The organism is Vibrio sp. 1727, assembly GCF_033344415.1.
GTDB lineage: Bacteria > Pseudomonadota > Gammaproteobacteria > Enterobacterales > Vibrionaceae > Vibrio > Vibrio alginolyticus.
This window is the reverse complement of sequence record NZ_JAWPOT010000021.1, coordinates 58,915-84,135: the sequence shown is the minus strand read 5'-3', so window position 1 is coordinate 84,135 and position 25,221 is coordinate 58,915. Positions and strand designations below refer to the sequence as shown.

General features: G+C 44.5%; 25 protein-coding genes. 15 read left to right on the top strand and 10 right to left on the bottom strand.

What is annotated here, in order from left to right:
- The first annotated feature begins 44 nt into the window (after positions 1-44).
- Genes sapA through R8O10_RS18915 form a run of 5 tightly spaced genes read left to right on the top strand, consistent with a single transcriptional unit; the run spans position 45 to position 5,283 of the window.
- Complete coding sequence (gene sapA, locus R8O10_RS18935; protein ID WP_017820870.1) at positions 45-1,664, top strand: ABC transporter substrate-binding protein SapA; 1,620 nt, start codon at positions 45-47, stop codon at positions 1,662-1,664.
- The gene (locus R8O10_RS18930; RefSeq protein WP_005378122.1) at positions 1,664-2,626 is read left to right on the top strand and encodes an ABC transporter permease; all 963 of its coding nucleotides are present in this window, start codon (positions 1,664-1,666) and stop codon (positions 2,624-2,626) included. The genes sapA and R8O10_RS18930 overlap by 1 nt, the downstream gene beginning before the upstream one ends.
- A complete protein-coding gene (locus tag R8O10_RS18925) occupies positions 2,613-3,500 on the top strand; it encodes an ABC transporter permease subunit (protein WP_318191652.1) in 888 nt (295 codons plus the stop codon). Before R8O10_RS18930 ends, R8O10_RS18925 begins: the two co-directional genes overlap by 14 nt.
- Positions 3,500-4,495, top strand: coding sequence for an oligopeptide/dipeptide ABC transporter ATP-binding protein (locus R8O10_RS18920; protein WP_005378126.1), 996 nt, complete (start codon positions 3,500-3,502; stop codon positions 4,493-4,495). Before R8O10_RS18925 ends, R8O10_RS18920 begins: the two co-directional genes overlap by 1 nt.
- Positions 4,492-5,283, top strand: a complete 792-nt coding sequence (locus R8O10_RS18915) for an ATP-binding cassette domain-containing protein (RefSeq protein WP_005393308.1) — start codon at positions 4,492-4,494, stop codon at positions 5,281-5,283. Before R8O10_RS18920 ends, R8O10_RS18915 begins: the two co-directional genes overlap by 4 nt.
- Before the next feature lie 82 nt (positions 5,284-5,365).
- On the opposite strand, the gene R8O10_RS18910 is transcribed toward R8O10_RS18915, so the two are convergent.
- Together R8O10_RS18910 and R8O10_RS18905 are read right to left on the bottom strand one after the other, a co-directional pair.
- Positions 5,366-5,755 carry a DUF2750 domain-containing protein gene (locus tag R8O10_RS18910; RefSeq protein WP_005378129.1) on the bottom strand — a complete coding sequence of 130 codons (390 nt, stop codon included), beginning with the start codon at positions 5,753-5,755 and terminating at the stop codon, positions 5,366-5,368.
- A 68-nt stretch (positions 5,756-5,823) separates the two neighbouring features.
- A complete protein-coding gene (locus tag R8O10_RS18905; protein ID WP_017634678.1) occupies positions 5,824-6,729 on the bottom strand; it encodes a manganese-dependent inorganic pyrophosphatase in 906 nt (301 codons plus the stop codon).
- 186 nt (positions 6,730-6,915) lie between these two features.
- Between R8O10_RS18905 and R8O10_RS18900 the strand changes: the two genes are divergently transcribed.
- The gene (locus tag R8O10_RS18900; RefSeq protein WP_025766868.1) at positions 6,916-8,130 is read left to right on the top strand and encodes a putative manganese transporter; all 1,215 of its coding nucleotides are present in this window, start codon (positions 6,916-6,918) and stop codon (positions 8,128-8,130) included.
- Between the two features lie 77 nt (positions 8,131-8,207).
- Here the strand turns inward: R8O10_RS18900 and R8O10_RS18895 are convergent, their stop codons facing one another.
- From R8O10_RS18895 to torE, 4 genes are all read right to left on the bottom strand, one after another.
- Complete coding sequence (locus R8O10_RS18895; protein WP_318191651.1) at positions 8,208-9,947, bottom strand: glycoside hydrolase family 36 protein; 1,740 nt, start codon at positions 9,945-9,947, stop codon at positions 8,208-8,210.
- Positions 9,948-10,145: 198 nt separating this feature from the next.
- Positions 10,146-12,608, bottom strand: coding sequence for a trimethylamine-N-oxide reductase TorA (torA, locus tag R8O10_RS18890; protein WP_005378138.1), 2,463 nt, complete (start codon positions 12,606-12,608; stop codon positions 10,146-10,148).
- A gap of 26 nt (positions 12,609-12,634) precedes the next feature.
- Positions 12,635-13,819, bottom strand: a complete 1,185-nt coding sequence (torC, locus tag R8O10_RS18885) for a pentaheme c-type cytochrome TorC (RefSeq protein ID WP_005378139.1) — start codon at positions 13,817-13,819, stop codon at positions 12,635-12,637.
- A 50-nt stretch (positions 13,820-13,869) separates the two neighbouring features.
- Positions 13,870-14,049, bottom strand: coding sequence for a trimethylamine N-oxide reductase system protein TorE (gene torE / locus R8O10_RS18880; RefSeq protein ID WP_005378141.1), 180 nt, complete (start codon positions 14,047-14,049; stop codon positions 13,870-13,872).
- Between the two features lie 462 nt (positions 14,050-14,511).
- On the opposite strand from torE, the gene R8O10_RS18875 reads away from it, so the two are divergent.
- Both R8O10_RS18875 and R8O10_RS18870 read left to right on the top strand, forming a co-directional pair.
- A complete protein-coding gene (locus R8O10_RS18875; RefSeq protein ID WP_318112990.1) occupies positions 14,512-15,324 on the top strand; it encodes an ABC transporter permease in 813 nt (270 codons plus the stop codon).
- Positions 15,325-15,678: 354 nt separating this feature from the next.
- Complete coding sequence (locus R8O10_RS18870; protein ID WP_005378145.1) at positions 15,679-15,816, top strand: hypothetical protein; 138 nt, start codon at positions 15,679-15,681, stop codon at positions 15,814-15,816.
- An 85-nt stretch (positions 15,817-15,901) separates the two neighbouring features.
- Here the strand turns inward: R8O10_RS18870 and focA are convergent, their stop codons facing one another.
- Complete coding sequence (gene focA / locus R8O10_RS18865; RefSeq protein WP_005378146.1) at positions 15,902-16,762, bottom strand: formate transporter FocA; 861 nt, start codon at positions 16,760-16,762, stop codon at positions 15,902-15,904.
- A gap of 299 nt (positions 16,763-17,061) precedes the next feature.
- Between focA and R8O10_RS18860 the strand changes: the two genes are divergently transcribed.
- On the top strand, positions 17,062-17,295 hold the full coding sequence (locus tag R8O10_RS18860) for a TIGR02647 family protein (RefSeq protein ID WP_005387662.1): 234 nt from the start codon (positions 17,062-17,064) through the stop codon (positions 17,293-17,295).
- A 43-nt stretch (positions 17,296-17,338) separates the two neighbouring features.
- Here the strand turns inward: R8O10_RS18860 and R8O10_RS18855 are convergent, their stop codons facing one another.
- Positions 17,339-17,785 carry a PACE efflux transporter gene (locus R8O10_RS18855; RefSeq protein ID WP_182038174.1) on the bottom strand — a complete coding sequence of 149 codons (447 nt, stop codon included), beginning with the start codon at positions 17,783-17,785 and terminating at the stop codon, positions 17,339-17,341.
- Positions 17,786-17,874: 89 nt separating this feature from the next.
- Between R8O10_RS18855 and R8O10_RS18850 the strand changes: the two genes are divergently transcribed.
- From R8O10_RS18850 to R8O10_RS18840, 3 genes are read left to right on the top strand one after another with little or no spacing between them, the layout of a single operon-like run.
- The gene (locus R8O10_RS18850) at positions 17,875-18,753 is read left to right on the top strand and encodes a LysR family transcriptional regulator (protein WP_005378151.1); all 879 of its coding nucleotides are present in this window, start codon (positions 17,875-17,877) and stop codon (positions 18,751-18,753) included.
- A gap of 18 nt (positions 18,754-18,771) precedes the next feature.
- The gene (locus R8O10_RS18845; RefSeq protein ID WP_318191650.1) at positions 18,772-19,599 is read left to right on the top strand and encodes an NAD-dependent epimerase/dehydratase family protein; all 828 of its coding nucleotides are present in this window, start codon (positions 18,772-18,774) and stop codon (positions 19,597-19,599) included.
- The gene (locus tag R8O10_RS18840; protein WP_318191649.1) at positions 19,596-20,234 is read left to right on the top strand and encodes a YdcF family protein; all 639 of its coding nucleotides are present in this window, start codon (positions 19,596-19,598) and stop codon (positions 20,232-20,234) included. The genes R8O10_RS18845 and R8O10_RS18840 overlap by 4 nt, the downstream gene beginning before the upstream one ends.
- A gap of 60 nt (positions 20,235-20,294) precedes the next feature.
- Here R8O10_RS18840 and R8O10_RS18835 read toward each other — a convergent pair whose 3' ends face one another.
- Complete coding sequence (locus R8O10_RS18835) at positions 20,295-20,873, bottom strand: thymidine kinase (protein ID WP_005378154.1); 579 nt, start codon at positions 20,871-20,873, stop codon at positions 20,295-20,297.
- Between the two features lie 87 nt (positions 20,874-20,960).
- On the bottom strand, positions 20,961-22,343 hold the full coding sequence (gene cysS, locus R8O10_RS18830) for a cysteine--tRNA ligase (RefSeq protein ID WP_005378155.1): 1,383 nt from the start codon (positions 22,341-22,343) through the stop codon (positions 20,961-20,963).
- 202 nt (positions 22,344-22,545) lie between these two features.
- Between cysS and R8O10_RS18825 the strand changes: the two genes are divergently transcribed.
- The 3 genes from R8O10_RS18825 (at position 22,546) to R8O10_RS18815 (ending at position 25,151) form a co-directional block, all read left to right on the top strand.
- Positions 22,546-23,040, top strand: a complete 495-nt coding sequence (locus tag R8O10_RS18825; protein WP_005378156.1) for a peptidylprolyl isomerase — start codon at positions 22,546-22,548, stop codon at positions 23,038-23,040.
- 60 nt (positions 23,041-23,100) lie between these two features.
- A complete protein-coding gene (lpxH, locus tag R8O10_RS18820; protein ID WP_005389817.1) occupies positions 23,101-23,838 on the top strand; it encodes a UDP-2,3-diacylglucosamine diphosphatase in 738 nt (245 codons plus the stop codon).
- A gap of 98 nt (positions 23,839-23,936) precedes the next feature.
- The gene (locus tag R8O10_RS18815; protein WP_005378158.1) at positions 23,937-25,151 is read left to right on the top strand and encodes an EAL and HDOD domain-containing protein; all 1,215 of its coding nucleotides are present in this window, start codon (positions 23,937-23,939) and stop codon (positions 25,149-25,151) included.
- Positions 25,152-25,221: the final 70 nt, after the last annotated feature.

Here is a 25,221-nt window from a genome sequence, read left to right as displayed (position 1 = left end):
TAAGATCAAACGAAACGAGCAAGATCCAATGAACATTTCATATTATGAATGCTTTTATAAGATTATCGCTGAGCCTTATTGGGATTAGCCTACTGACCGCTTGTGGCGATGAAATTGACCACAATGATATTCGCAAAGCTGGCTTTGTGTTTTGCGGACAAGGTAAGCCGACCACGTTTAACCCTCAGCTTATTGATAGCGGTATTACCGCAGAGGCTCTTAGCCCGCAGCTGTACGATACGCTGCTCACGCTCGATCCTAAATCACATCAGCCCGTGGCAAGCATCGCCGAGAGTTGGTCAGTAAATGAATCAGGGACGGAATACACGTTTAAGCTTAAACGTGGTGTTAAATTCCAAACCACGCCTTGGTTCACACCCACTCGCCCATTGAATGCAAAAGATGTGGTATTTAGCTTCAAGCGAATCATCGATGTAGACCATCCTTTTCACCAAGTAGGTGGTGGTTTTTATCCATGGTTTGCAGGGTTAGATTTTCAAAACCTACTCCAAGACGTGGTTGCAATAGATGAGCATACGGTAAGGTTTACGTTATCTCAGCCAAACTTTTCTTTCTTGGCCAATATTGCCACCAGCCATGCGGTTATCTTGTCTGCGGAGTATGGACAGCAATTGGCAGCAAAAGATCATAAAGAAGAAATCGACCAACTTCCTATCGGTACCGGCCCTTATCAATTAAAAGAGTACCAAGTGAACGATTTGATTCGATTAGAGCGTCATTCTAATTACTGGAAGTCACCAGCAAAAATGGAACAAGTGGTGTTCGATATCTCTCACAGAGGCACGGGTACATTAGCTAAACTTTTAAGAAACGAGTGTGACGTACTCTCTTCACCTATTTCGAGCCAAATACCTGTCATTCAAGAAAATGACAACCTTGAGCTGACGGCTACACCAGCTAACAACGTTTCCTTTATTGCGATAAACACAGAAACCACCGCGCTGAGTGATGCTCGAGTTCGCCAAGCTCTTAACTTAGCGATCAACCGTCAAAATATTTTAGATTCGGTTTACTACGGAACTGGCTCCCAAGCTTATACCTTGCTACCACCAAATTCATGGGCTTATCAAAAAGACAGCGTAAAAATTCGTTATGACCGGAATTATGCATTGGCACTACTTCGAGATGCAGGCTACGAAGACGGCCTAGAATTGACCATGTGGGTACCACTTGAACCACGTGCTTTTAACCCAAGCCCTCGCAAGACTGCGGAGTTAATCCAAGCGAATTTTGCCGATATTGGGGTTAAATTAACGCTACTGACCGATGATAGGTTTGAACGTGTGGATTTGGAGAACATCAACGATATCGATTTACTTTTAACAGGTTGGATTGGTGATACCGGGGATCCTGACAACTTTTTCCGCCCTTTATTATCTTGCGAGTCTGACCGCGTTGGCCTTAACGTGTCCATGTGGTGTAACGATGACTTCGATTTCTTGCTCGATTTGGCGTTAGAAACTCAAGAACCGCGTTACCGTTTGAACCTATATCGCCAAGCACAGAACATTTTGAATCAAGAGTTCCCGGTTATTCCTCTGGCGCATGGCGTGCAGTTCCGTGTGCACGACAAATCGCTGACAGGCTTCAAATCAAGCCCTTTCAATGCCCAACCGTTTGATAGAGTTGAGAGAATTCACTGATGTTTTGGTATACCGTTCGACGCTTTAACCTATTTATCATCACTTTGATGATCCTTACATTAGTGGGCTTTTCTCTGCTACGCCTTGACCCTCTCTCGCACTGGGCAAACGTTGATTTTTGGTCTGGTTGGCAAACTTACTTAATCAACCTTTCTCAGCTTGATTTTGGCATAAGTAAAAACGGCAACGCGATTTATGACGAGCTCGCCGTTGTATTCCCAGCCACTTTGGAATTGTGTTTCTTTGCCTTTTTGGTGTCCCTTTTGATCGGTATTCCACTTGGAACCGTGGCTGGGATGAAGCAAGGTAAATGGCTCGATACCAGCATTTCATTCATGTCAATGTCTGGTTATTCCGCCCCAATCTTTTGGGTAGCTCTGCTACTTATCATGGTCTTTTCATTAGAGTACCAACTCTTTCCCGTGGCAGGACGATATGACCTGCTTTACGAAATTGATCATGTAACCGGGTTTGCCATTATCGACGCATTCATGGCGAAAGGCGAATACCGCGCTCACGCACTGCAAAGCGTTATTGAGCATATGGTGCTGCCATGTTTGGTGCTCGCTTTGGCTCCAACCACCCAGGTTGTCGGACTAATGCGTTCCTCGGTAGCGGAAGTGATGAGCCAAAACTACATCCGTGCAGCGAGAATCAAAGGTCTTTCTAACCGCGAAATCGTAACTCAACATGTATTGCGGAATGCGATACCGCCTATCATTCCCAAAGTTGGTGTTCAACTTTCGAGTATGATTACCTTAGCTATCATCACGGAGTCTATTTTTAACTGGCCAGGTATTGGTCGTTGGCTTTTAGATGCGCTAGCAAGCCAAGACTATGCATCTATCCAAGCTGGCGTGATGGTACTTGCGACTTTGGTTCTTACCGCTAACATACTCTCGGATTTGATTGGCGCGATGATTAACCCTTTAGTTCGAAAGGAATGGTATGCTAACAAATAACGTTTATCAGGAAGAGCGCATTCCAACACAGTTTGAGCGTTTTTGGCGAAGCTACCGCGCCAACGGACTAGCCATGTTTGGCTTGTGGTGCTTGGTGTTTATCGTCCTTATTACCATTTTTGCGCCCCTACTTGCACCATTTGACGCCCAAGCACAGTCAGGTGAGTTGCTTGTGCCGCCATCATGGGCCCCAGCAGGAACGGTTGATTACTTTTTGGGGACCGATGACTTAGGTAGAGATATTCTTTCGCGCCTGATTATGGGCTCTCAGCTAACATTTGGCGCTGCTGTCGCCATCACCGCAATTGCTGCCGTTGTAGGCTGTTTAATTGGCGTATTGGCAGGTATGACGAAAGGCTTACTGTCGAGTACTCTCAACCACTTGCTCGATACCGTCATGTCGACCCCGTCGCTCTTATTAGCAATCATTTTTGTGGCATTTCTCGGCTTTGGTGGGTTCAATATTTTACTCGCAATCTGCTTAGCTTTGATTCCGCGTTTTATTCGCTCTGTTTATATCGCAGTCCACACCGAAGTTGAAAAAGACTACATAATGGCAGCACGCCTTGATGGCGCTAATGATTTCTACTTACTGTGGAGTTCAATTCTTCCTAACATTCTGACGGTCATTGCCGCTGAAATCACACTCGCGCTGTCTGCTGCGATTTTAGATATTACGGCACTGGGTTTTCTTGGCCTAGGCGCACAGGCCCCAAGCACCGAGTGGGGAGCAATATTAGGTGATTCTGTCGAGCTTATTTATATTGCACCTTGGACAGTGACCCTACCCGGCCTGACCATCATGTTTACTGTTATTACCCTAAACTTAGTAGGTGAAGGTGTACGTCAAGCGCTTAATGCGGGGATCGAATAATGCCGTTGTTAGATATTCGACATTTGACCATTGAGATCGAAACACCTCAAGGGTTGGTCAAAGCCGTTGACCGAATGAGCCTAACTTTGAACGAAGGCGAAATTCGTGGTCTTGTAGGTGAGTCTGGTTCAGGAAAAAGCTTAGTTGCAAAAGCGATTGTCGGGGTAAGTAAAGATAACTGGCGCATCACCGCAGACCGTATGCGCCTTGGCAATATTGACTTGCTTCAGCTTACACCAAAAGAGCGTCGGCGCGTCATTGCTCGTGATATTGCGATGATTTTCCAAGAACCTTCAACTTGTCTTGACCCTTCAGAGGAAGTCGGGCGTCAATTGATTGAATCCATTCCATCTCGCGCATTTGAAGGGAAATGGTGGGAGCGATTTAAATGGCGTAAAAAACAGGCCATCGCGCTTTTGCATAAAGTGGGTATTAAAGATCACAAGCGTTTAATGGGTAGCTACCCTTATGAACTGACTGATGGTGAGTGTCAAAAGGTCATGATTGCCATGGCGATTGCGACCAAACCTAAATTGCTGATCGCAGATGAACCAACCAACGACTTAGACCCGATTACCCAATCGCAAATTTTGCGTCTGTTGAGCCGCATGAACCAACTTAATAACACAACCATTCTGCTTATCGGCCACGACTTAGCGACCATAACACAGTGGGCAGGGCGTATTACGGTAATGTATTGTGGTCAGTCGGTGGAGTCTGCCGATACCAGTAAAATCATTGCGGCACCCAAGCACCCGTACACCGATGCGTTGCTTAAAGCGATGCCTGACTTTAATGATTGGGTACCACACAAGCAAAAACTCCAATCCCTACCGGGCTCGATTCCGCCATTGCAGCATCTACCTATCGGTTGTCGCCTCGGACCACGTTGCCCATATGCGCAGAAACAATGTGTAGAAATTCCACACACCAGACGAATTAAGAATCATAAATTTAACTGCCACTTTCCATTGAACACGGAGAAAAAGTCATGAGTGCGTTACTTGAAGTCGATAATTTATCGAAGCAATTTGTTACACGCTCCCGTCTGTTCAAACGTCAGGTTAATGAGGCAGTTAAACCGGTAAGCTTTACTTTAGAGCCAGGACAAACTATTGGTTTTATTGGTCAAAACGGGTCAGGAAAATCCACACTAGCTCGTATGCTTGCTGGCGTTGTTGAACCAAGCTCCGGAGAGATTCGTGTGAATGGCGAACGATTGGAGCACAAAGATTACGCGACACGCTGCAAGCTCATCCGCATGATTTTCCAAGATCCAAACACATCGTTAAACCCACGTATCCAGATTGGTCGTATTTTAGAAGGTCCGCTAAAGCGAAATACCAACATGCCGCCAGATGCGCGCATGCAGCGTGTAAAGAACACCCTGCTCCGCGTAGGATTGCTGCCTGAGCACGCCTATTTTTATCCACAAATGCTAGCTGCCGGTCAAAAACAGCGCGTATGTTTGGCTCGTGCACTTATTCTTCAACCTTCCATCATTGTCGCTGATGAGGCGTTAAACGGTTTGGATATGGCAATGCGCTCGCAGATCATTAACTTATTCCTCGAGTTGCAAGAAGAGATGGGATTGTCATTTGTGTACGTGTCTCAGCATATTGGCATTGTTAAGCATATTACTGATAAAGTGATGGTGATGCATGAAGGTGAAGTGGTCGAGTTTGGCGAGACCAACCAAGTACTGACTCATCCCGAGCATCCTATTACTCAACGACTAGTCGAAAGCCACTTTTATAAAGCGCCAAGCCATCAAACAAAATAGCTTATCAAAGATGTAATCGTGCAAATGTAAAGAAGCCTGCTTTAACGCAGGCTTCTTTATTGCATGGGTACTAATCAAAAAACTAACGGCGGCTCGCTTGTTTGCGCAGTTCAAAATCAAACTCGTCAGGAAACAATACGACCCCTTCTTCATTTTGATTTGGGAATACAACAATCGATAGCTCGTCATCCTCTAGACCAGAGGTCCAACGGCTGTGCCACTTGTTTAAAGAGATCGCCTCAGGCTCGCAATCTTCCCAATCACCATTCGCCCATTGCAAAGCGAACTCTTCGTTTGGCCATACTGGTACACAATCATCATCTTCTGTATTTAACATGACACAGCCATGTTCGTCTTTCAGAATCCAAACCTTACGATTCGCCACAATCTCTTTTACGCAGTACTTTAAACGTTGCTCTTCGTTGTAGCGATTAATGGTATCCATCTGCTCTTGGGTCAGTTGCTCAGACATATTCGTCTCCTATTTCCCATAGAAAAATGCCCGCAGCTAAGCGGGCATTTAAAGTATATGCTAGAAAATTAAGCTAGCTCAGTTTGAAGCCAAGGCCAACCTTGCTTCTTACGGCTTAGCGTGTTTTCCATCATTAGCATGCCGTCTTTTTCGTGCTTAACAAGCTTCTCAGCCCACTCACCTTTGTATAGAAGACGAGTTTGAGCAGTCGTGATGTCTGTTAGCATTACAGCAGCGAACGCTAGGTTATCTTTCTCACAACGAGATTCTAGGTCTGCTTCTAGTGCTTCGATCATACCGTCAACTTGCTCAAGAGTTGCAAGTTCAACCTGACCAACCACTACGTCACGACCGTTGAATGGGTAACCTTTAAGGTCTTTCTCAACAAGCTCAGCCGCTGATAGACCTTCGATGTTTGTTTTAGCAATTAGAAGATCTTTAGTGAACGCGTCAACATCTTGTACGTCTGCGATTGCCGCTAGTTCAGCAACGGCATCTTTGTCTTTTTGTGTACAAGTTGGAGAAGCAAAACCTACTGTGTCAGATAGAATTGCTGACATCATTAGCTTAGCAATTTGTGGAGTAATCGCGTGACCTTCAATCTTGAACATGTTGAATAGAACAGTGTTGGTACAACCAACAGGCCAGATCCATGCTTCCATTGGGTTTACTGTCATCACGTCACCTAGACGGTGGTGGTCAACAATACCCGCAATTTCAGCTTCTGCGATATCGTCTGGTGCTTGTGCTAGATCTGAGTAATCTACTAGCCAAACGGTCTCACCCGCAACTGATGTGCGAAGCTCAGGAACTTCAGCGCCAGCAACTTCTAGGATGTGCTGAGTTTCACGGTTGATTTCGCCTTGGCGAATTGGCATAGCTTCAACGCCACGCGCTTTTAGAAGTTCAGTTGCAACGAGTGCACTACAAATACTGTCACTGTCTGGGTTCTTATGACCTACAACTAGAATCATGTTTCTTCCTATTCAAGTCAATTTTATACGCCGCCTAATACAGTTAATTAGGGCGTGTTTGCTCACAAAGGCCGATACTTTACCTGATTTCAGAGAGTTTGACACGAAGAAAAGTTCACAATGCTATTGCGAATAAATCTCATTTACATATAATGATAATTATTCCTATTTGCATTTGAGTAAACGATGAACGCGACCCAATTATTACACTCTGCACAACAGTTGTTTCAGCCTACTCAGTTTCGTTTAGCTTATAAGCGATTGCTGATCCCTATCGTCATGCTCATTTTGCTAGGCAATGAAAATACACGTGACGTAGCCGTACAGACGCTATCCGACTCATTCTGGGCAGTGTCATGCTATGTTGCTGCCACATTGGCTATTTATCATTATCTTTCAAACTTTATGTCGAAAACCAATCGAATTACCGAGCTCTACCATCGCTCGCGTAATCATCAGGTTTTCTTTGCTTCTTTATTGGGTGCTTTGCCTGGCTGTGGTGGCGCTATTGTTGTGACAACGCAATTTATTAGTGGCCGAGTGGGATTTGGTGCGATTGTCGCGGTACTTACTTCAACAATGGGTGACGCTGCCTTTTTACTTCTGGCCGCCAAACCAAGTGTTGGATTAGGCGTGGTTGGATTAGGCATTATCGTGGGTACTCTTTCAGGGTTAGTCGTTAATGCTTTTCATGCTGATAACTTTCTGCGACCAGAACCAAAAGAAGCACCTCAGACACATGCTTGTTGCCAACACCAGACAGACCGACACACGCCTCTTGAACAACGTGCAATCAATCTACAAGGTGCATTTTGGAAATGGCTTATTGTGCCTGCTAGTGTCGTTGCTGTGTTAATGTCTTTCCAAATAGATATTAATCAGTTGCTATCTTTGAAAGCCAACACCATTGAATGGCTGGGCGCTATCTTCGCGGTGATCACAATGTCGTTGTGGGCTATGACAAAAGAGCTCGGCGATTATCAGTCAACGGTCTCTGAAGATGAAAAAATTGTGGACTCGCATCCAATTCAAAAAGCGGCTCAAGACACAAACTTCGTCAGTGCTTGGGTGATCGTCGCTTTTCTGGCGTTTGAACTGACGACCTATTTTTCTGGAATCGACCTCGTAGAAACCTTTTCTCATTGGGGGATATGGATGCCATTAGCTGGCTTAGCCATTGGTATGCTACCTGGTTGTGGTCCGCAAATTTTAGTCACTAGCCTGTACATCTCTGGTGCAGCGCCACTTTCGGCGCAATTGGCAAATGCGATTTCCAATGATGGTGACGCCCTATTCCCCGCCATTGCTATGGCACCGAAAGCTGCTTTGGTCGCGACAATTTATTCGTCCATTCCTGCGTTTATTGTTGGATACGGGTATTACTTTTTATTCGAGTTCTAACGCCCAGAGCATCAAAACGAGAAAGGAGCCGCAATAGGCTCCTTTCTTGATCTCGGTATTGGGCGATTTACTTCACGTTATGCTGTAACGATCGCTTTCGCATTGAGCCCTTTATCAACGCTCACCATTAACAACTGGCAAGGTTCTTGGTTTAGCTTTTCGCCTGTCCAGTAATCATACCAGTCCACCGGTTGATCAGACGTCAGCGTAAATTCCATCGCTCCGTAACTCGCATAATTAAACAAACAATGGAGGTCATTCTTCGTCGTTAGTTTTAAAAACGCGTGATTTAAACTCAAAGCGGTAAACTTTGCAGATTGCTGGTTACGTTGTTGACGTAACATGAGCTTAGACAATGTCGTCTTAGCAAACGGCGTAATCTCAGGGAGTGGGTCGCCAGACAGCAGCAAACCACCACTCGCTAATAACACCGTGCGATGAAATTCATACTCTTCTCTGGATGCAGATTGATTAGCTAATGAAGTGAATGTCGCGCAATCCGGGTCAATTTGCCACAGTTTTCGGTGCTGCCAACTACGGTAAAAGGTTTCTCTGGCTATCTGCTCGAATCGACGACTATGACGCTCTACATCGTCAGAAACACGCATTGCATCCACAAGTCCCAGAGATGGCCACATTGGCGCGTTACAGCCTAACAGCCATGCATCCCCTGCCCCTTTAGCGATCGCTTCCATACCCATGCGGTAGGCTTCTACACCGGTGACACCCGATTGGCTTCGTTTACCTTTTAACGTGCCCCAGTAGTTTGCGTCTAATTTGAATAGCTCAACGCCCCACTCTTGACGCATAACAGAGACCACATGAGTTAGGTGATCTTGCACTTCAGGGTTTGAAGTATCGAGAATGTACCAAGGCGTGCATCGCCAACCACCGTATGTGACATCTTCTGCTTTAAGTAAGCCACCATCCTTGTGGCGAACAAACCAATCTGGATGCTGTTTGAAGATCTCCGACTCAGGTTGAGCAATAAAGGGCGCCATCCAAATCGCCGGCTTTTTACCTTTTGCACGGATACCATGAATGAGCTCTTTCACACCACCAGAAAACTTATCTGATGGGGTTAACCAATCGCCCATAAAGGCTTGATAGCCATCATCCAGAAGTACCCACTCTAGGTCTTCGAGCTTAGCTTGCATACAATCTACGTTCTGCATGATGTTTTGCTCTGTCACTTCTGCGTAGTACGCGTACCACGAACACCAACCAACAGGCGCATCTTGTGTCACACCTTGGCGAACAGGATGATGCTCTGCAATCATCTCGCCATAGGTTTGATAAAGCTCGGACAGTGATTGACCGCAGAGTACCGCCACGGACTCAAGTTGATTACTTTCCCAATCCGCCACTTGAGTCAACTCACCATCAATTGCGGCTGATAAAACCCAATGCCCATCACGCAGTACAACATCAAAATAGCCTGCAAAGCGATGACATGATGTGAAGCCAAATAATGTGTAGCCCGCTGAACCTTCCACCACTAAATAGTTGTAATAACGCTTAGGGGCATCTTTAGGGTAGATTCGATAAGAAGGATTATTGTCTGGGCAGCGACCAATATCAACGGGGTGATTGATCGTTCCCGCCGTTTGCGCCAACATTTGAAAACCATCCCCAATTACGTTGGCCTCGTGCTCGTACAAAAACGGCATTTCGAACAACACTTCACGGTCGGTAAAGGTTTTATTGTGAAGACCAGCAAAAGAAAAATGTAATTGATTACCCTCGACTTCAACTTGGAAGTCATTGTTATTCACAGTGATCTCAGTGTGATTTGCTAATTGAATGCTCTGAGCCATAAAGAGTCTACTCACTTAATTATTATTGTTTAGCTTGGCGCATTATCTCCTGCTTGTCTCACCCAATTCGTTACCATCATCACGAATACCAGTCTCGTTTAACGTTATGAAGTTACTATTGAGACAACGCTCACTGAAATTTTGATAAAAAAATACCAGCCCTGAGGCTGGTATTTGGATTTATGCAAACTGCACTAATTAAGCAACTTCGATCGGACCACCAAATGAAGTGACTGGCGGCACTTTACCTGTGAACTTCTCGAAGTCTACGATACATGTGTTCGCAGAAGTCGCCTGTGCAAGCTCAGAAGAACCGATGTCTTGCGTTAGCGTGTTAGGATCACCGTAGGTACAGATTGCGCCTTCTTTCTCGTTTAGAGGACCGTACCATGCACCTTCTTCGATACGAATAACGCCACGTGGGTAGCTGTCAGTCAAAACAGCACCAGCTAATAGCTGACCACGACCGTTGAATACACGTACCAAATCACCATCTTTGATGCCTTTTGCTTTGGCATCCGCTGGGTTGATGTAAACCGGCTCACGACCTTGTACCGCGTAAGTCGCGCGGAACTCTTCAGACTCACACATCTGAGAGTGCAGACGCTTATCAGGGTGGCAAGACTGCAACCAGAATGGGTATTTATCTGAACCAGGACCACCGTGTGAACGCTCTGATTTTTCGAACCACATTGGGTGCTCTTGACAGTGTTCGTAACCGTAACGGCCGATCTTGCGTGATGTAATCTCGATGAAGCCAGACGGTGTACCTAATGGGTTAAGCTCAGGGTCTTTACGGAAGTCCGCATGACGAACCCAAGGTTTACCTTCACCGAAGTCTAGTACGCTCTTCTCCCAGAACTCGTTGAATTCTGGCATTTCAAACTTACCTTCGTTCGCTTTTTTACAATCGTTGTAAAGGCTTTCGATCCATTCCATCTCGCTCATACCACGAGTGTATTCTTCGCGGCGACCAAAACGCTGAGTGAGTTCACTCATGATTTGGAAGTCAGGCTTAGATTGGAACAATGGATCAACGAGACGATGCATCGCAATCAGACCTTTGTTCGAGTATGAACCGTATACGTCGATGTCGTTACGTTCCCATTGCGTACACGCCGGTAGAACGATATCTGAGAAACGACATGTCGCAGTCCAAGCAAACTCGATCGTTACAACCGTTTGAAGTTTGCGGAACGCTTTCTTCATGCGGTTACGATCTTGATGGTGGTGCCATGGGTTACAACCCGAGATCACCATCATCTTGAAGTCTGGCAGTTTCACTTTACCGCCGTTGTAGTTGATCTCTTTGCCAGGTTCTAGCAGACAGTCGATCCAACGTGCAACTGGGATAGTACGACTGTAGCCGTTAAAGTCGTTGTTGTCCCACTTCGGTTTCATACCTTGGTCAAGGTTACGAGGGAAACCACCAGGGCCCGCGAAACCAGTAGAAGGCACACCGATACTTGAGTAATGGTGACCGTAAGAGATACCACCGCCAGGTAGACCGATTTGACCAACCATTGCAGCAACCACAGCCGCTGCCCAGTATGGCTGCTCACCGTGCTCTTGACGCTGGATACACCAACCCATCAGGATCTGTGTACGACCGCTGACTAGCATGCGTGCGAATTCACGGATCTTGTCCGCTTTCACGCCACAAATCGCTGCTGCCCATTCAGGCGTCTTCTCTACTTTGTCTTTTGTCTTACCTTGAACGTATTGAATGAACTCTTCAAAGCCTAGACAGTAAGTATCAATGAATTTCTTATCGTACAGGTTTTCGTTGTACAACACGTGTGCCACAGCGAGCATGAACGCTACGTCTGTCAGCGGGTTGATGTACAAGTGATCGTTCTCTAAGTAGCGCTGAGTTTTGTTCTTCACTGGGTCTACAGATAGAACGTTGATCTCACCTTTCGCCACTTTTTCTTTTAGTTGTGCAAGGTACTTAAACGACTCATGCGTTTCACAGTTCCAACCTACTTGAAGGTTTTTCACTGGGTCGTTAGCCCAAAGAACGATGTTGTCAGAGTTTTCTAGGATCTCAGACCAAGACGTACCTTGTGCGTACACTTCGGTTGAACCTAGCACGTACGGCATAATGGTTTGACCTGCACCCGTCGAGTAGTCACCTACTTTAGTGATGAAGTTGCCGTGCATACCTACTGCACGTTGCATGTGCGCTGTACAGTTGTTAAATGAACCCGTTTGGTTCCAACCTGTTTGACCTGCATGCAGCGCCCATGGGCCGTAGTCTTTTTGAATACGTTCTAGCTCACGGTAGAACAAGTCTAGCGCTTCATCCCAAGTTACTCGGATGAAACGGTTGTTACCGCGAGTATCTGCGCTGTATTTATGTTTCTTCAACCAATCTAGACGAACCATTGGGTAACGAACACGTGAAGGGCTGTAGATAATACCCTTAATGCCGTTCAACATTTCTGTTGGGTTTTTGTCTAGCTCTAGCGGCTTGATCTCTTGAACTTTACCCGCGTAGATGTGGGCGCGGAACGCGCCCCAATGAGAACCGGTTACTTTCCAAGTACCTGTCGTCTCAACGGCATTTGCAGAGGCGGATGCCAATAAGCTAGGACCAATTACTGACGCTGCACTTGTGGTTGCTACACCTTTAAGAAAACTTCTTCGTGTAATAGCCATTTAAAATTACTCCAATCCGACGCTTATTAATGGTGACCTTCAGCATAATCTGAAGAGTGTTTCTGTAGATACTTCAAGATCAGTGCTTCACTGTCTGTATCTAGGTTAACGAACGCCAACATACCGTCGAACATACCTGGCCAGGTGTTCGCGTCGAAGTGCGCTTCCGCAGGTTGAGTGTGACATACAGAACAATTGGTCTTGTAGGCTTCACGAGATTTTTCCCAAACAGGATTGATGTCGTTCAGCATAGACTCTTTCTTAATCCATACTTTCGCCGCTACTTTTTCCCAAGGAAGGCCTGTTAGCTCATCCACTTTTTTCTCACCAGTCGTCACAATGTTGCTGTCTGTTGCTGCTTCTTTCATCAGAGACGCAGTCGCAATGTTCTTACCGAAGTCTTCTTGAATTACACGACCAAAACCTTTTGCTTTGCGCCAACCGTCAATTTCGATCTCAACAAACTCGCCTTTGTCTTCAAGAACTTTAACGGTCGATGCAGGATTAAGAAGACCAGCTTCTTTACTGCCTTGCGCATCAAAGTAAATTGGTAGGTGACGAACGCTCACGAGTTGCTGACCAACGCCGTAATCCGTGTTAGAAGTCATACCCTCTAGATCACCCACGATACCGCCAATGCTGTCCATGCCTGCTGGTAGGTTGTGCGCAATACCCTTGTGACAGTCAACACAGCTTTGATCTTTCTCAGCGGCTTGCTTCATTTGGATACGAGCCGTAGGAGACATTTGCTCGAAATCCATCGATTCGTAGTTGTGACAGTTTTTACACTCCAGAGATTTGTTTGCCGAGAAACGATCCCATTCGTGTTTAGCAAGTTCGATACGACGCTCTTCGAACACACCCGGTTCGTCGTAGTTGCCAAATACTTGTGCAAATACTTCTTTAGAAGCTTGCATCTTACGAGCGATCTTATCTGTCCAGTTATGTGGAACGTGACAATCAGGGCAGGTAGCACGAACACCAGAGTGGTTTTTCCAGTGCACCGTTTCTTGTAGCTCAACGTACACGTTGTCACGCATTGTGTGACAACTAATACAGAATTCTTCTGTGTTGGTTGCTTCTAGAGCGGTGTTAAAGCCACCCCAAAAGATAACACCAGCAATAAAGCCGCCCATAGTCAGCACACCTAGGCTGATATGTACAGCTGGGCGCGTCATAGTACGCCACAGTTTAATGATTAATGATTTCATTATTTGCTCTCTTAAAATCTTTTCAAAAGTGTGGTTATGAGCTCACTGGCTTACATGCCGTGCGCGCCTGGAGGTCCAAAGAAGAAGACTTGCAACATCCAAACGATGAACCCGTAGCCGCCAACAAAGGCCACACTCAGAATTGGGAAGAGAACAACTGCAATGAAGAGGAACGACTTCCACTCCAGGGAGCGTTTTTCACCACTCTCAATTTTATTAACATCACTCATACATTTGCCTATTTTGTATCTAGTGTTATTGAAAAGCCCGCGTAACCAAGCTTAAGTTTTTTACAATCTCTAATGGAAAATGTTAGACCATACTAATAGTAGGGTTCAATCAAATAAGCGACCTCAGGCCTTGTAATTCAACACTTTTTTGAGCTCATCCAGAGATATGATGGATTGATGTTATTTATTAAAAAACATGAACAGATGTGACAAAATAAGTCTTTTAAGGAGTTGTTAAATAACCAACATTTAAGAAACATCGATCACATTTAAATCGTAATTACCATGCCATAAATCGACTTAAAAACTCCGAAAAAGATAACCGTTTGTAAACAAAATGCTGCGTATTAATGTCGAAAATAGCACTCAAGATTTACTTTAAGAACAGCAAAAAGTGCACGTAGTGGTTCATATAAAGGAGAGGCTTAGATACAATTATTCGCGTACTTTCAAGGAGCGATTATGGATAACGTGGTGGATATAAGCTGGGTCAAACTGGCACTGTTTGGTTTGATTTTATTGGTCCCCTTTTTTATCAATGCCCGCTACAAATTAGGGATAGCAAAAGACACGATAATCAGTGTTATCCGAATGACATTTCAGCTCATATTGATTGGCGTGTATTTAGAATATCTTTTTCAATTAAACAGCTTACTTGTCAATATACTTTGGCTTGCCATCATGCTACTGATTGGTGCCAGCTCAATTGCGGGAAAAGCTCGCTTACCTAAAAAGCCACTTATGCTTCCGCTACTAACGGGCCTTACCTGTGGTCTAATACCACTTCTGATAGCAATTACGGCAGGCTTAGTGCAACCATCCCCTATTTACAATGCGCAGTACATGATCCCACTTGCTGGTATGTTATTGGGTAACAGCTTGAGTAGTAATATCATCGCTCTTCAGAATTTATTTACGGCTTTTGAACAGAGACAATCAGAATACGAGGCTGCAATCTCACTTGGAGCCTCTCCTCGCTATGCATCCTTCCCCTTCATTCAGGAGGCTCTTAGAAAGTCCCTTGCCCCGACTTTAGCTTCTATGGCCACTACAGGGCTGGTTACCTTACCCGGTATGATGACCGGTCAAATTCTAGGTGGCGCGAGCCCGATGGTTGCGATTAAATACCAGTTAGTAATTATGCTGGCTATTTTCGTCATGTTGAGTGCCTCCGTAACCATAACGTTAGAAATGACATTGCGCTGGGTACAAACCAAAGAAGGCCGAATCAAGATAAAAATCGAGCAACCCGAATCGACCAAAACTCACGGTTAGTTGGCGCTTGTGGGTAAAGCCCGTTAAACAACTCATGTTGCCAAGTCGAACGTACTTATAACTGAATAACTCAACTATTCTTCGAGCACTCATCAAGACGCTTTCAGATGAAAAGTCAGGCAGAATTCTTTTTGATATAAGCCTCTAATTTTATGAAATTTTCTTTGCAAGTTTAGATACGCACGACCTTTGATACAGGTTATCCACAGAAAATGTGGATAAGCCCCCAAAACCCATACGCAACCAGAAACATAGCAACATAAGTGATCAATCGAATCGTCATGCATTGATCACGTGACTGACATGTTCTAATTTTAAAGTAAAGGCAGTGACCACAAACTTGGAGAGACGTACATGGATGTCTTAATGATCAAAGAAAATTACGATGAACTCCTGTCCGATGCACCTCTGGATTGGCTCGTTCAAGAACCAAAGGAAGTAACTTCTCATTGGCTCCCAACCGATTTTGGCATCAACGAAGAGTTGATTTAGCATGACTCGACTTATTTGACATTTGCAGAGACAAATAAAAAGAAAGGCGAACCATCTGGTTCGCCTTTCTTGTGATCTTCTAAACTTATCGCAAATGGTTATCTTCATCGCGTAGATAAATCATCCAATACCACATGCCAACAAATACGCCACCACCAATAATGTTTCCTATCGTAACAGGAATTAGGTTGTTTACGATGAACCCCATCATGTTTAAGTCCGCATAGTTTGCAATATCTGCCCCTGTCATTTGCCAAAACGCTTCTGGCGCAAAGTACTTAATACCAATCGCCATAGGTACTTGGAACATGTTCGCAATACAGTGCTCAAAACCTGCCGACACGAACATAGCCACAGGCAAAATCATGACCGCTATTTTATCTGTCAATGTTCGCCCACTAAACGTCATCCAAACTGCAATACAAACTAATACGTTACACATAATGCCAAGCGCAACAGCGGCAAAGAAACCATGATGTAATTTGTGTTGGGAGATCGCCATCGCGTTGAGACCAACTTGGCCATGATCAAACATATATTGCTTGGTAACTAGCATACAGGCCACGAGCAAAATGGCCCCAACCATATTGCCAAAGTAAACCACCAACCAGTTTTTGATAAGTGCTTGCCAAGAGATTTTTCCACTCGCACGCGCAACTAGTGTCAGCACAGAGCTAGTGAAAAGCTCGCCGCCAGTAACCACCACCAAAATCAAACCAAGGCTAAATGCCAGACCACCAATGAGTCGTGTAATGCCCCAAGGCAACTCGCCTGCGCCTGTCGTTACTGTGGTATAGAAGATGAAAGCAATACCAATATGAAGCCCCGCAGAAATGGCGAGCAGAAAAGATTTGATTGGAGCTTTCGTTGCTTTGCCTACCCCCACTTCAGCCGCGCGTTCCGCAGCTTGTGGCGGTAATAGTGAGTCAAACTGATTAAAGTTCATTCTGGTGTAACATTTAGAAACATTTAAAGAGGCGCGGATAATCGCTCTATTTCCCTATTTTTTCAAGTGCTATTTGGCGTGTTTACTAAAATCGTTGTTATTGGGAGATCAAGCAATAAATGGCGCCTATCATTCGCTACCGTAAGTATCATTGATACTTAACAAGTATTCGGCCTTTCGAACAAAGATCCTGCGTTATATCAGCCTGATAGCGCCATACTTAACACTTCTTGTCGTTGAATGTTGCCCAACACTACTTTTCAGACTAGCTTGGTAAAAAAAGCGCAAAGGAATCATTTATGAAATATTCAGCTGAACATATCGCCGAATTGAATCTACTTCTTCAGTTCGACCTAAGTAGTGCTGCAACTGGTATTAAAGTTCATACAGACGCGTCAGAAGAAATGCAGGCAGCCGTTGCTCGTCTATATAAGAAGCAACTTTGTACACAGCCTGACGGTGGTTATCTAACAGACGAAGGCATTGAAGTTGCAGAACATGCAGATAAGATTTTGAGAGTTCTGTCTGTGTAATTTGAACAAAAAACGCCACCGAACTCGGTGGCGTTTTTTAGTCCTATATTTTTCCTGTCGATGCCTGTGGCAATAATCGCTTTTTCATTTTGCTAAATGGTTGAACCTTGTCATACAACCAGTTAAAACCAGTGGCATAAAATAGGAAGAAAACGAGGAAGCCGGCTTCCAGCATTAGAGCTTGAAGAAGCGTAATTTCTAAGAACCAGGCAATCACAGGTAGAGAGATAAAGATCAATCCTCCCTCGAAACCAATAGTGTGTCCAAGCCGCATAGCTAAACTTCGCTCAGCTCGATTGTCACCAAACCACTTATCAAAGTACAAGTTGTAGATGTAGTTCCATATCACGGTATACATGCTCAACCCGACCCCAACCAACGCGAGATCACTAGAGCCCTTTCCAGTGATCAATGAAGCCGCTGGTACAACAATCGCGAGTGCGATTAACTCAAAAAGTACTGCATGAAAAATTCGTTCGTTACGAGTCATATTTCTCTATCCAAATAGTTCTACTCAATGCTTAGAATTTTATCTATTATTTAGATAATCAAAAGTTAGATAACATCGGTTTAAGCGATATGTTTACCATCGAACAACTGCAAGCTTTCATTGCTACATCAGAAGCAGGATCATTTTCAGGAGCAGCTAGAAAACTGGGGCGAGCTCAATCTGTAGTGAGCCAGCACATCATGAATATGGAGATCGACTGTGGCGTTGAGCTTTTCGATCGATCAGGCAGGTACCCTAAATTAACTGAGAATGGCCTCGCTCTCGTACCCTATGCACAAGCAACAATCAGCCAACTCGACCGCCTAAACAATAGGGCATCGCAGCTCTTTTCCACGCCAACGAACAAATTAGTCTTAGCTATTGATGAAGGGATTCCTCTGACTCGCTTGCCGGATGTGCTAAAGAAGTTAGAGCAACGCTTTCCACACTTACAAGTTGAATGCTTAACGGCATCAAGCCCTGATATCATTGAATTGGTTAAGTCGGAACGCGCCACGACTGGGATTATTTTGAGTGATTTACAAATGCCAAGGCACATCGATTTCACCAATCTTGGCAATATTGCATTTGATGTCTATGTCTCTTCAACACACCCTTTAGCAAAGCAGCAAATCACTCACATTGATCAACTAAAACAACATCGTCAATTGGTCATACGATCCAAAAGTGCAGAGCCATGTGGTCTCAATCAAGCATTTAGCCCAGATATCTGGTACGCTGATAACTACTATATTTTGTTGGAATTGGCGAATAAAGGGTTTGGTTGGTGCTTTCTACCACAGCATTTAGTCGCGTATTCACCTAATACATTAAAAAAAGTTGGGGATGATTTCACAAAACTGGCTTGGCAAGTCAATGTTGACCTTATTCAGCACCAGAAATGGCATTCAGATCCCCTCCATCAACAAGCCAAAGCAGAACTGCTCAACCTATTCGGGCAGACATAAGTAAGTAGGAAGACCCAAATGGCAAATACATTGATCGTAGGTGCAGGCTGGCTCGGAACTCCGCTAGCAGAAACATTGATGAAAGATGGACACTATGTTGTTGTCACTCGTCGTAGCCAAACTCGATTAAAAGAGTTACCCACCTCATTAACTCACTCCGCATTGTTCGATTTCAATCAATTGAACGCCACAGCACGGCTAGATGAGCTGCTCAAACAGCATCAAATTACGCACGTTATCGGTGCTTTTCCTCCAGGATTTCGTAAAGGACGCGGTCAAGAATATGCACAGCAATGGCAAATACTTGCCAACGCAGCTAAGCAAAACAACGTTGAAAAACTTCTCATGATCAGCTCTACAACGGTTTACCCTAACCTTGCTTCCGATATGGAAGAAGCTGACGCGTCAATCTCTTTAGCAGCCGAAAGCCCTTATTTCTCTGACAATGCACGTATTATGCTTCAAGCAGAGCAGCATGTTATCGACTCGAATATTCGCTTTGTTATTCTACGTTGTAGCGGATTAATCGGGCCAGATAGACACCCATCTCGCTTTGCAGCAAGGCTTCAACAAGTTAGTCGTAAAGCACCAGCTAATATGCTTCATCAAGATGATGCTGTCTCGGCTGCGAAATTTGCCTTAGGCAATTTAAGCAACCAAGTCATTAATGTTACGACACCTCATACTGTCAGCAAGGCTGAGTTCTACCAAGCTGCCATAAACAAAATCGGAAGTGAGATACCTCTTCCACCCGTCACAGAGCAAGCTGACAAGCGTATTCTTGCTGACAAACTACTCTCACTTGGTTATCGATTTCACTTCAATTCAACTTTGGATGCGCTATGAGACTCTATAGACATATAGAAACGCTTTGGGATTACATGCAACTTAAACATGAACTGAAGCCTGCGGACTGTTTGTTTGTGATGTGCAGTAATGATGTGCGTGTAGCGGAGCACGCTGCCAAGCTCTACCACCAAAAGTTGGCACCTTTGATTGTATTTTCAGGGGGTCAAGGTCGCTTCACAGAAGGACTGTTTGAAAAAAGCGAGGCAGAAACCTTTGCCGAGATTGCAAAGTTGTCGGGCGTTCCAAGCGAAGCAATTTTGCTCGAGACTAAATCCACAAACAGCGGAGAAAACGTCCGCTTTACTGAGCAACGATTAAAAGAGGAAGGAAAACAGTGTTCCTCGTTTATTCTGGTACAAAAACCGTTTATGGAGCGTAGAGCAATCGCGACATTTGAAAAACAGTGGCAGTCACCCTACACTCAGCTCCAAGTAAGCTCTGCGGCTCTTCCATTTTTTGAATACATTAATGAAGACATGCCATTAATGATGGTGCTAGAAGCACTAATGGAAGATTTCTCTCGCGTAAAAAGCTATCCAGAGAAAGGATTTCAAACCAAGCAGAACATCCCTCATCAAGTTGAATCTTCTTACCAGGTTTTACTCGAGCGGTTTGGTTTTGACTTAGGCTAGCTTTTTCTAACCGACAACAAAAAGCCACCAAGTACGGTGGCTTTTCTGTATCAATACGGCTTATTTACCGAGCGCTTCTTTGTAATGTTGGCGGCATACGGAGACATACTTATCGTTACCGCCGATCGCAACTTGATCGCCTTCTTTAATTGCCACGCCGTGTTCATCGGTACGAATAACCATATTCGCTTTGCGGCCGCAATGGCAGATTGTTTTGAGCTCAACCAGTTTGTCCGCCCAAGATAATAGATACTTACTGCCTTCAAAAAGTTCGCCTAGAAAATCGGTGCGAAGGCCGTAACACAATACTGGAATATGCAACTTATCAACGACTTCAGTAAGTTGATAAACTTGTTCTTTCGACAAGAACTGACACTCATCAACAAGAATACAGTGACGTTTTTCAACCTCATTCAGAGCTGCGATCTCCTGATACAAATTGGTATCCTGACGAAATAAATGTGCGTCAGATTGAAGACCAATACGAGAGCTCACTTTACCGACACCAAAACGATCATCTAGCGCAGCCGTAAAAATAACTGGCGTCATGCCGCGTTCTTGATAGTTGAAAGAGGATTGAAGAAGCGTTGTTGATTTACCCGCATTCATTGCTGAGTAATAGAAATACATCTGAGCCACAGAGCATTACCTAAAGTTAAAGTTTTAATTTATGGAAATGGAAAATAAAAGGGCTGAATTATCAGCCCTTTAAAAATGAAAATTCAATTACTTACGACGCCACGTTGTGCCTTCTGGACCATCTTCCAGAACAATGCCCATTTCGGTCAGCTTGTCACGAGCCATATCTGCATTCGCCCAATCTTTCGCAGCACGAGAGTCGTTACGCAGCTTGATCAGAGCTTCGATTTCAGCCACTTCATCATCGTTACCCGCATCACCTTTTAGGAAGGCTTCAGGATCTTGGTGAAGAATACCGATCACGTCAGCTAGTTCACGCATTAGCGCACCTAGCTCGCTCGCTTTCTCTAGGTTTTCTGTCTTCAGGCGGTTAACTTCGCGCGCCATGTCGAACAGAACTGAGTACGCTTCTGGTGTATTGAAGTCATCGTTCATCGCTGCAGTAAAGCGAGATACGTACTCTTCACCACCAGCAGGAGCAGCATTTAGATCCAAACCACGTAGAGATGTGTACAGGCGCTCAAGCGAAGCACGTGCTTGGTTTAGGTTATCTTCGCTGTAGTTTAACTGGCTACGGTAGTGACCAGACATTAGGAAGTAACGCACTGTTTCAGCATCGTAGTGACCAAGAACGTCACGGATAGTAAAGAAGTTACCTAGAGATTTAGACATCTTCTCACGGTCTACCATTACCATGCCGCTGTGCATCCATGTGTTCACGTATTGTGTATCGTGTGCACAGCATGATTGTGCGATTTCATTTTCATGGTGTGGGAACTGAAGGTCAGAACCACCGCCGTGAATGTCGAAGTGGTTACCTAGGATTGAAGAGTTCATTGCTGAACACTCAATGTGCCAACCTGGACGACCAGGCCCCCATGGTGACTCCCACGTTGGTTCACCCGGCTTAGACATCTTCCAAAGTACAAAGTCTAGAGGGCTGCGTTTTGCTGTTTCGATATCAACGCGCGCGCCAGCTTGAAGCTGATCAAGGTCTTGCTTAGAAAGCTTGCCGTATTCGTTGAACTTACCCACTTCAAACATTACGTCACCGTTATCTGCAACGTATGCAAAACCGCGCTCGATTAGCTTCTCAACCAATTCGATGATTTCAGCAATAAACTGTGTCGCACGAGGTTCAACGTCCGGACGTTTCATGTTCAGCGCATCAAAATCAGCGTGCATTTCACCAATCAAACGCTCAGTCAATGAATCGCAAGACTCACCATTTTCTGCGGCACGTTTGATGATCTTATCGTCGATATCTGTGATGTTACGTACAAACGTCAGATCATAGCCCAAATAGCGAAGGTAACGTGATACAACGTCAAAAGAGACGAAAGTACGACCGTGACCAATGTGACAGAGATCGTAGATGGTAACTCCACAGACATACATACCGACTTTGCCAGCTGTAATTGGTTTGAATTCCTCTTTCTGTCTTGTGAGTGTGTTATATATCTTTAACATGATCTCTATCTATGATTGTGAATGAATAAAAGAAGATGAGTATATCAACTCCAACCTAGTTAGGTAATAGCAATTAACCGATAAAACGATAATCGGCTAAACTTCAAGCACAAAACGAAGAATTTCCTCTTCCTGAGTTTTTAAAGCACTAGAACTTAGGCTAGAATCTCGGGCTCAACACAACACAGTAAAGGAAAGTAGCATGATCACCCTTCACACTAATTTTGGTGACATCAAGATTCAACTAAACGAAGAGAAAGCTCCAGAGACAAGCGCAAACTTCCTTCAGTACTGCCGCGACGGTTTCTACGACAACACGCTTTTCCACCGTGTTATTGACGGCTTCATGATCCAAGGTGGTGGTATGGAGTCTGGTCTACGTGAAAAAGCGACTCGTGCACCTATCAAGAACGAAGCAAACAACGGCCTTAGCAACAAAGTGGGTACACTTGCTATGGCACGTACTATGGAGCCGCATTCAGCAAGCTCTCAGTTCTTCATCAACGTAAACAACAACACGTTCCTAGACTTCCGTAGCGAAAGCCTAGACGGTTGGGGTTACTGTGTGTTCGGTGAAGTAATCGAAGGCATGGACATCGTAAATAAGATCAAAGGCGTTAGCACTGGTTCTTACGGCATGCACCAAGACGTACCTCTAGAAGACGTAGTAATCACTGGTACAACAATTGAAGAGTAATTCTTAGTAATTATTTTTAAAAGATAAGTTAATGGGGAGGCATAGCTTCCCCTTATTTCTATGACGACATTATTTATTTCCGATCTTCACCTTACCCCATCACGTCCTGATATCACGGAATGTTTTGTGACGTTCATGCGAACAGAAGCAACAAAAGCTGATGCACTTTATGTACTCGGCGATCTGTTTGAATTCTGGATTGGTGACGATGACAACACCCCTTTTGCAGACCAAATCCGTGCAGAATTTAAAGCACTGACGGATGCGGGTGTGCCAACTTTTTTCATCCAAGGCAATCGAGATTTTTTACTCGGCAAACGCTTTTGCAAAGAAACCGGTATGACATTACTCGACGATGTCTGCACGATTGATCTTTATGGTCAAAAAGCCGTAATCCTACATGGCGATACGCTCTGCATTGACGATGTGAAATACCAAGAGTTTAGAAAAACCGTTCACAAGCCATGGCTACAATGGTTGTTTAACCGTATTCCTTGGTTCATTAAGAAGAAAATTGTCTCAAAAGTTCAATCCGATATTCGTGATGATAAAATGAGCAAGTCATTAGATATCATGGACGTCAACCAAAATGAGGTCGAGAAAGTTATGTCTCAGAACTGCGTCAACTTAATGATTCATGGTCACACACATCGCCCGAACACACATTTTTTTGACGTCGATGGCGTTAAAAAGACCCGAATTGTTTTAGGGGATTGGTATACGCAAGGCTCAGTTTTAAAAGTAAATTCTGATAGTTTTGACCTACAAACGAGACCGTTCATACAGAATTTGCGTTAAGCATGTAGAGCGTGTAGAAGATTCACGCTCAAGTCGTAGATATTTTGTAAAAAATCGCTATTATCATAATACTAAGTTAAACAGAACGAAGTACCTAATTGAAGTATTCTTACGTAGCTCGCCAACCGATTCTGGATAGAGAAAAACGAACCATAGGTTACGAACTCCTCTTTCGAGACGGCCCTAAAAATACCTTCCCTGAAGTAGAACCAGAGCTGGCTACTAGTCGACTGCTATCCGATCATTTTTTATCGACGCATTACAACACATTAGGAAACAAACTTGGCTTTGTTAACTTTCCGCATCAAAGCTTGGTGAACTTGGTCCCAACTTTGTTCCCTAAAGAATCTCTCGTCATTGAAGTCCTTGAAGACTGCGAACCGACAGAAGAACTGTTAGAAGCCATCAAGCACCTTCATGAGTGCGGATACAAAATTGCTCTGGATGATTTTGTTCCGACGAAAGCTTGGAAGCGTTTTCTTCCATACGTTTCCATGATCAAGTTTGATATTAGACTTGTGCCGATCAAGAAAGCTGCCATTTTTATTCAGGCGTTGAGCCCATTTAAAATCGACTTTCTTGCGGAAAAGGTAGAGACCTATGAAGAGTTTGAGCAAGCTCTAGAAGCCGGTTTTAACTATTTTCAAGGGTATTTTTTTAGCAAACCTGAGATGATCCAGAAAAAACGGTTGAACCCCGCGTTTCTTACCGTCATCCAACTTTGTAAAGAGATTGCTGATAAGCCCATCGACTTCAATGAGGTTGAACGTCTGTTTTCGATAGATGTGACGCTGTCATACAAGCTGCTTACTTACGTAAATTCAGGATATACATTAACGACTAAGATCAAATCGTTCAGACAGGCGCTTATTTATCTGGGTGAAGAGCGACTACGACGCTTTATTTCCTTAGTTGCAATTGCGTCCGTTCAAGAAGATAAACCTGACTCTCTATACTCTTTAGCGATTCAGCGTGCACGAATGTGTGAACTGTTACTTAGTCAAATGAACACTAGGTATGACCCTGGGCAGGCTTTTTTGACAGGCATGTTTTCTTTACTCGGCTCTTTGCTCGATCAACCGCTCTCGGATGTCATTGAAGATATCCCCGTTGACGAAGATATAAAACTCGCATTAACCAGTCGAAAAGGCGTACTTGGTCACTTACTTTCGATGACGATCGCCTATGAACAAGCGGACTGGGAGTTAGCCGAGCGATATTGCACCGTTCTTAAATTAACCGAACCTCAATTAGCGGACGCTTTTAATCAATCTACCGAGTGGGCTCAAGAACTGCTGTCTCAAACGCCCTAAATCGCTATAATGCCTCACCTCCGGCCTCGCAATTGTGAGGTTGTTTGTTTTTACCGCTTAATTAATCGAG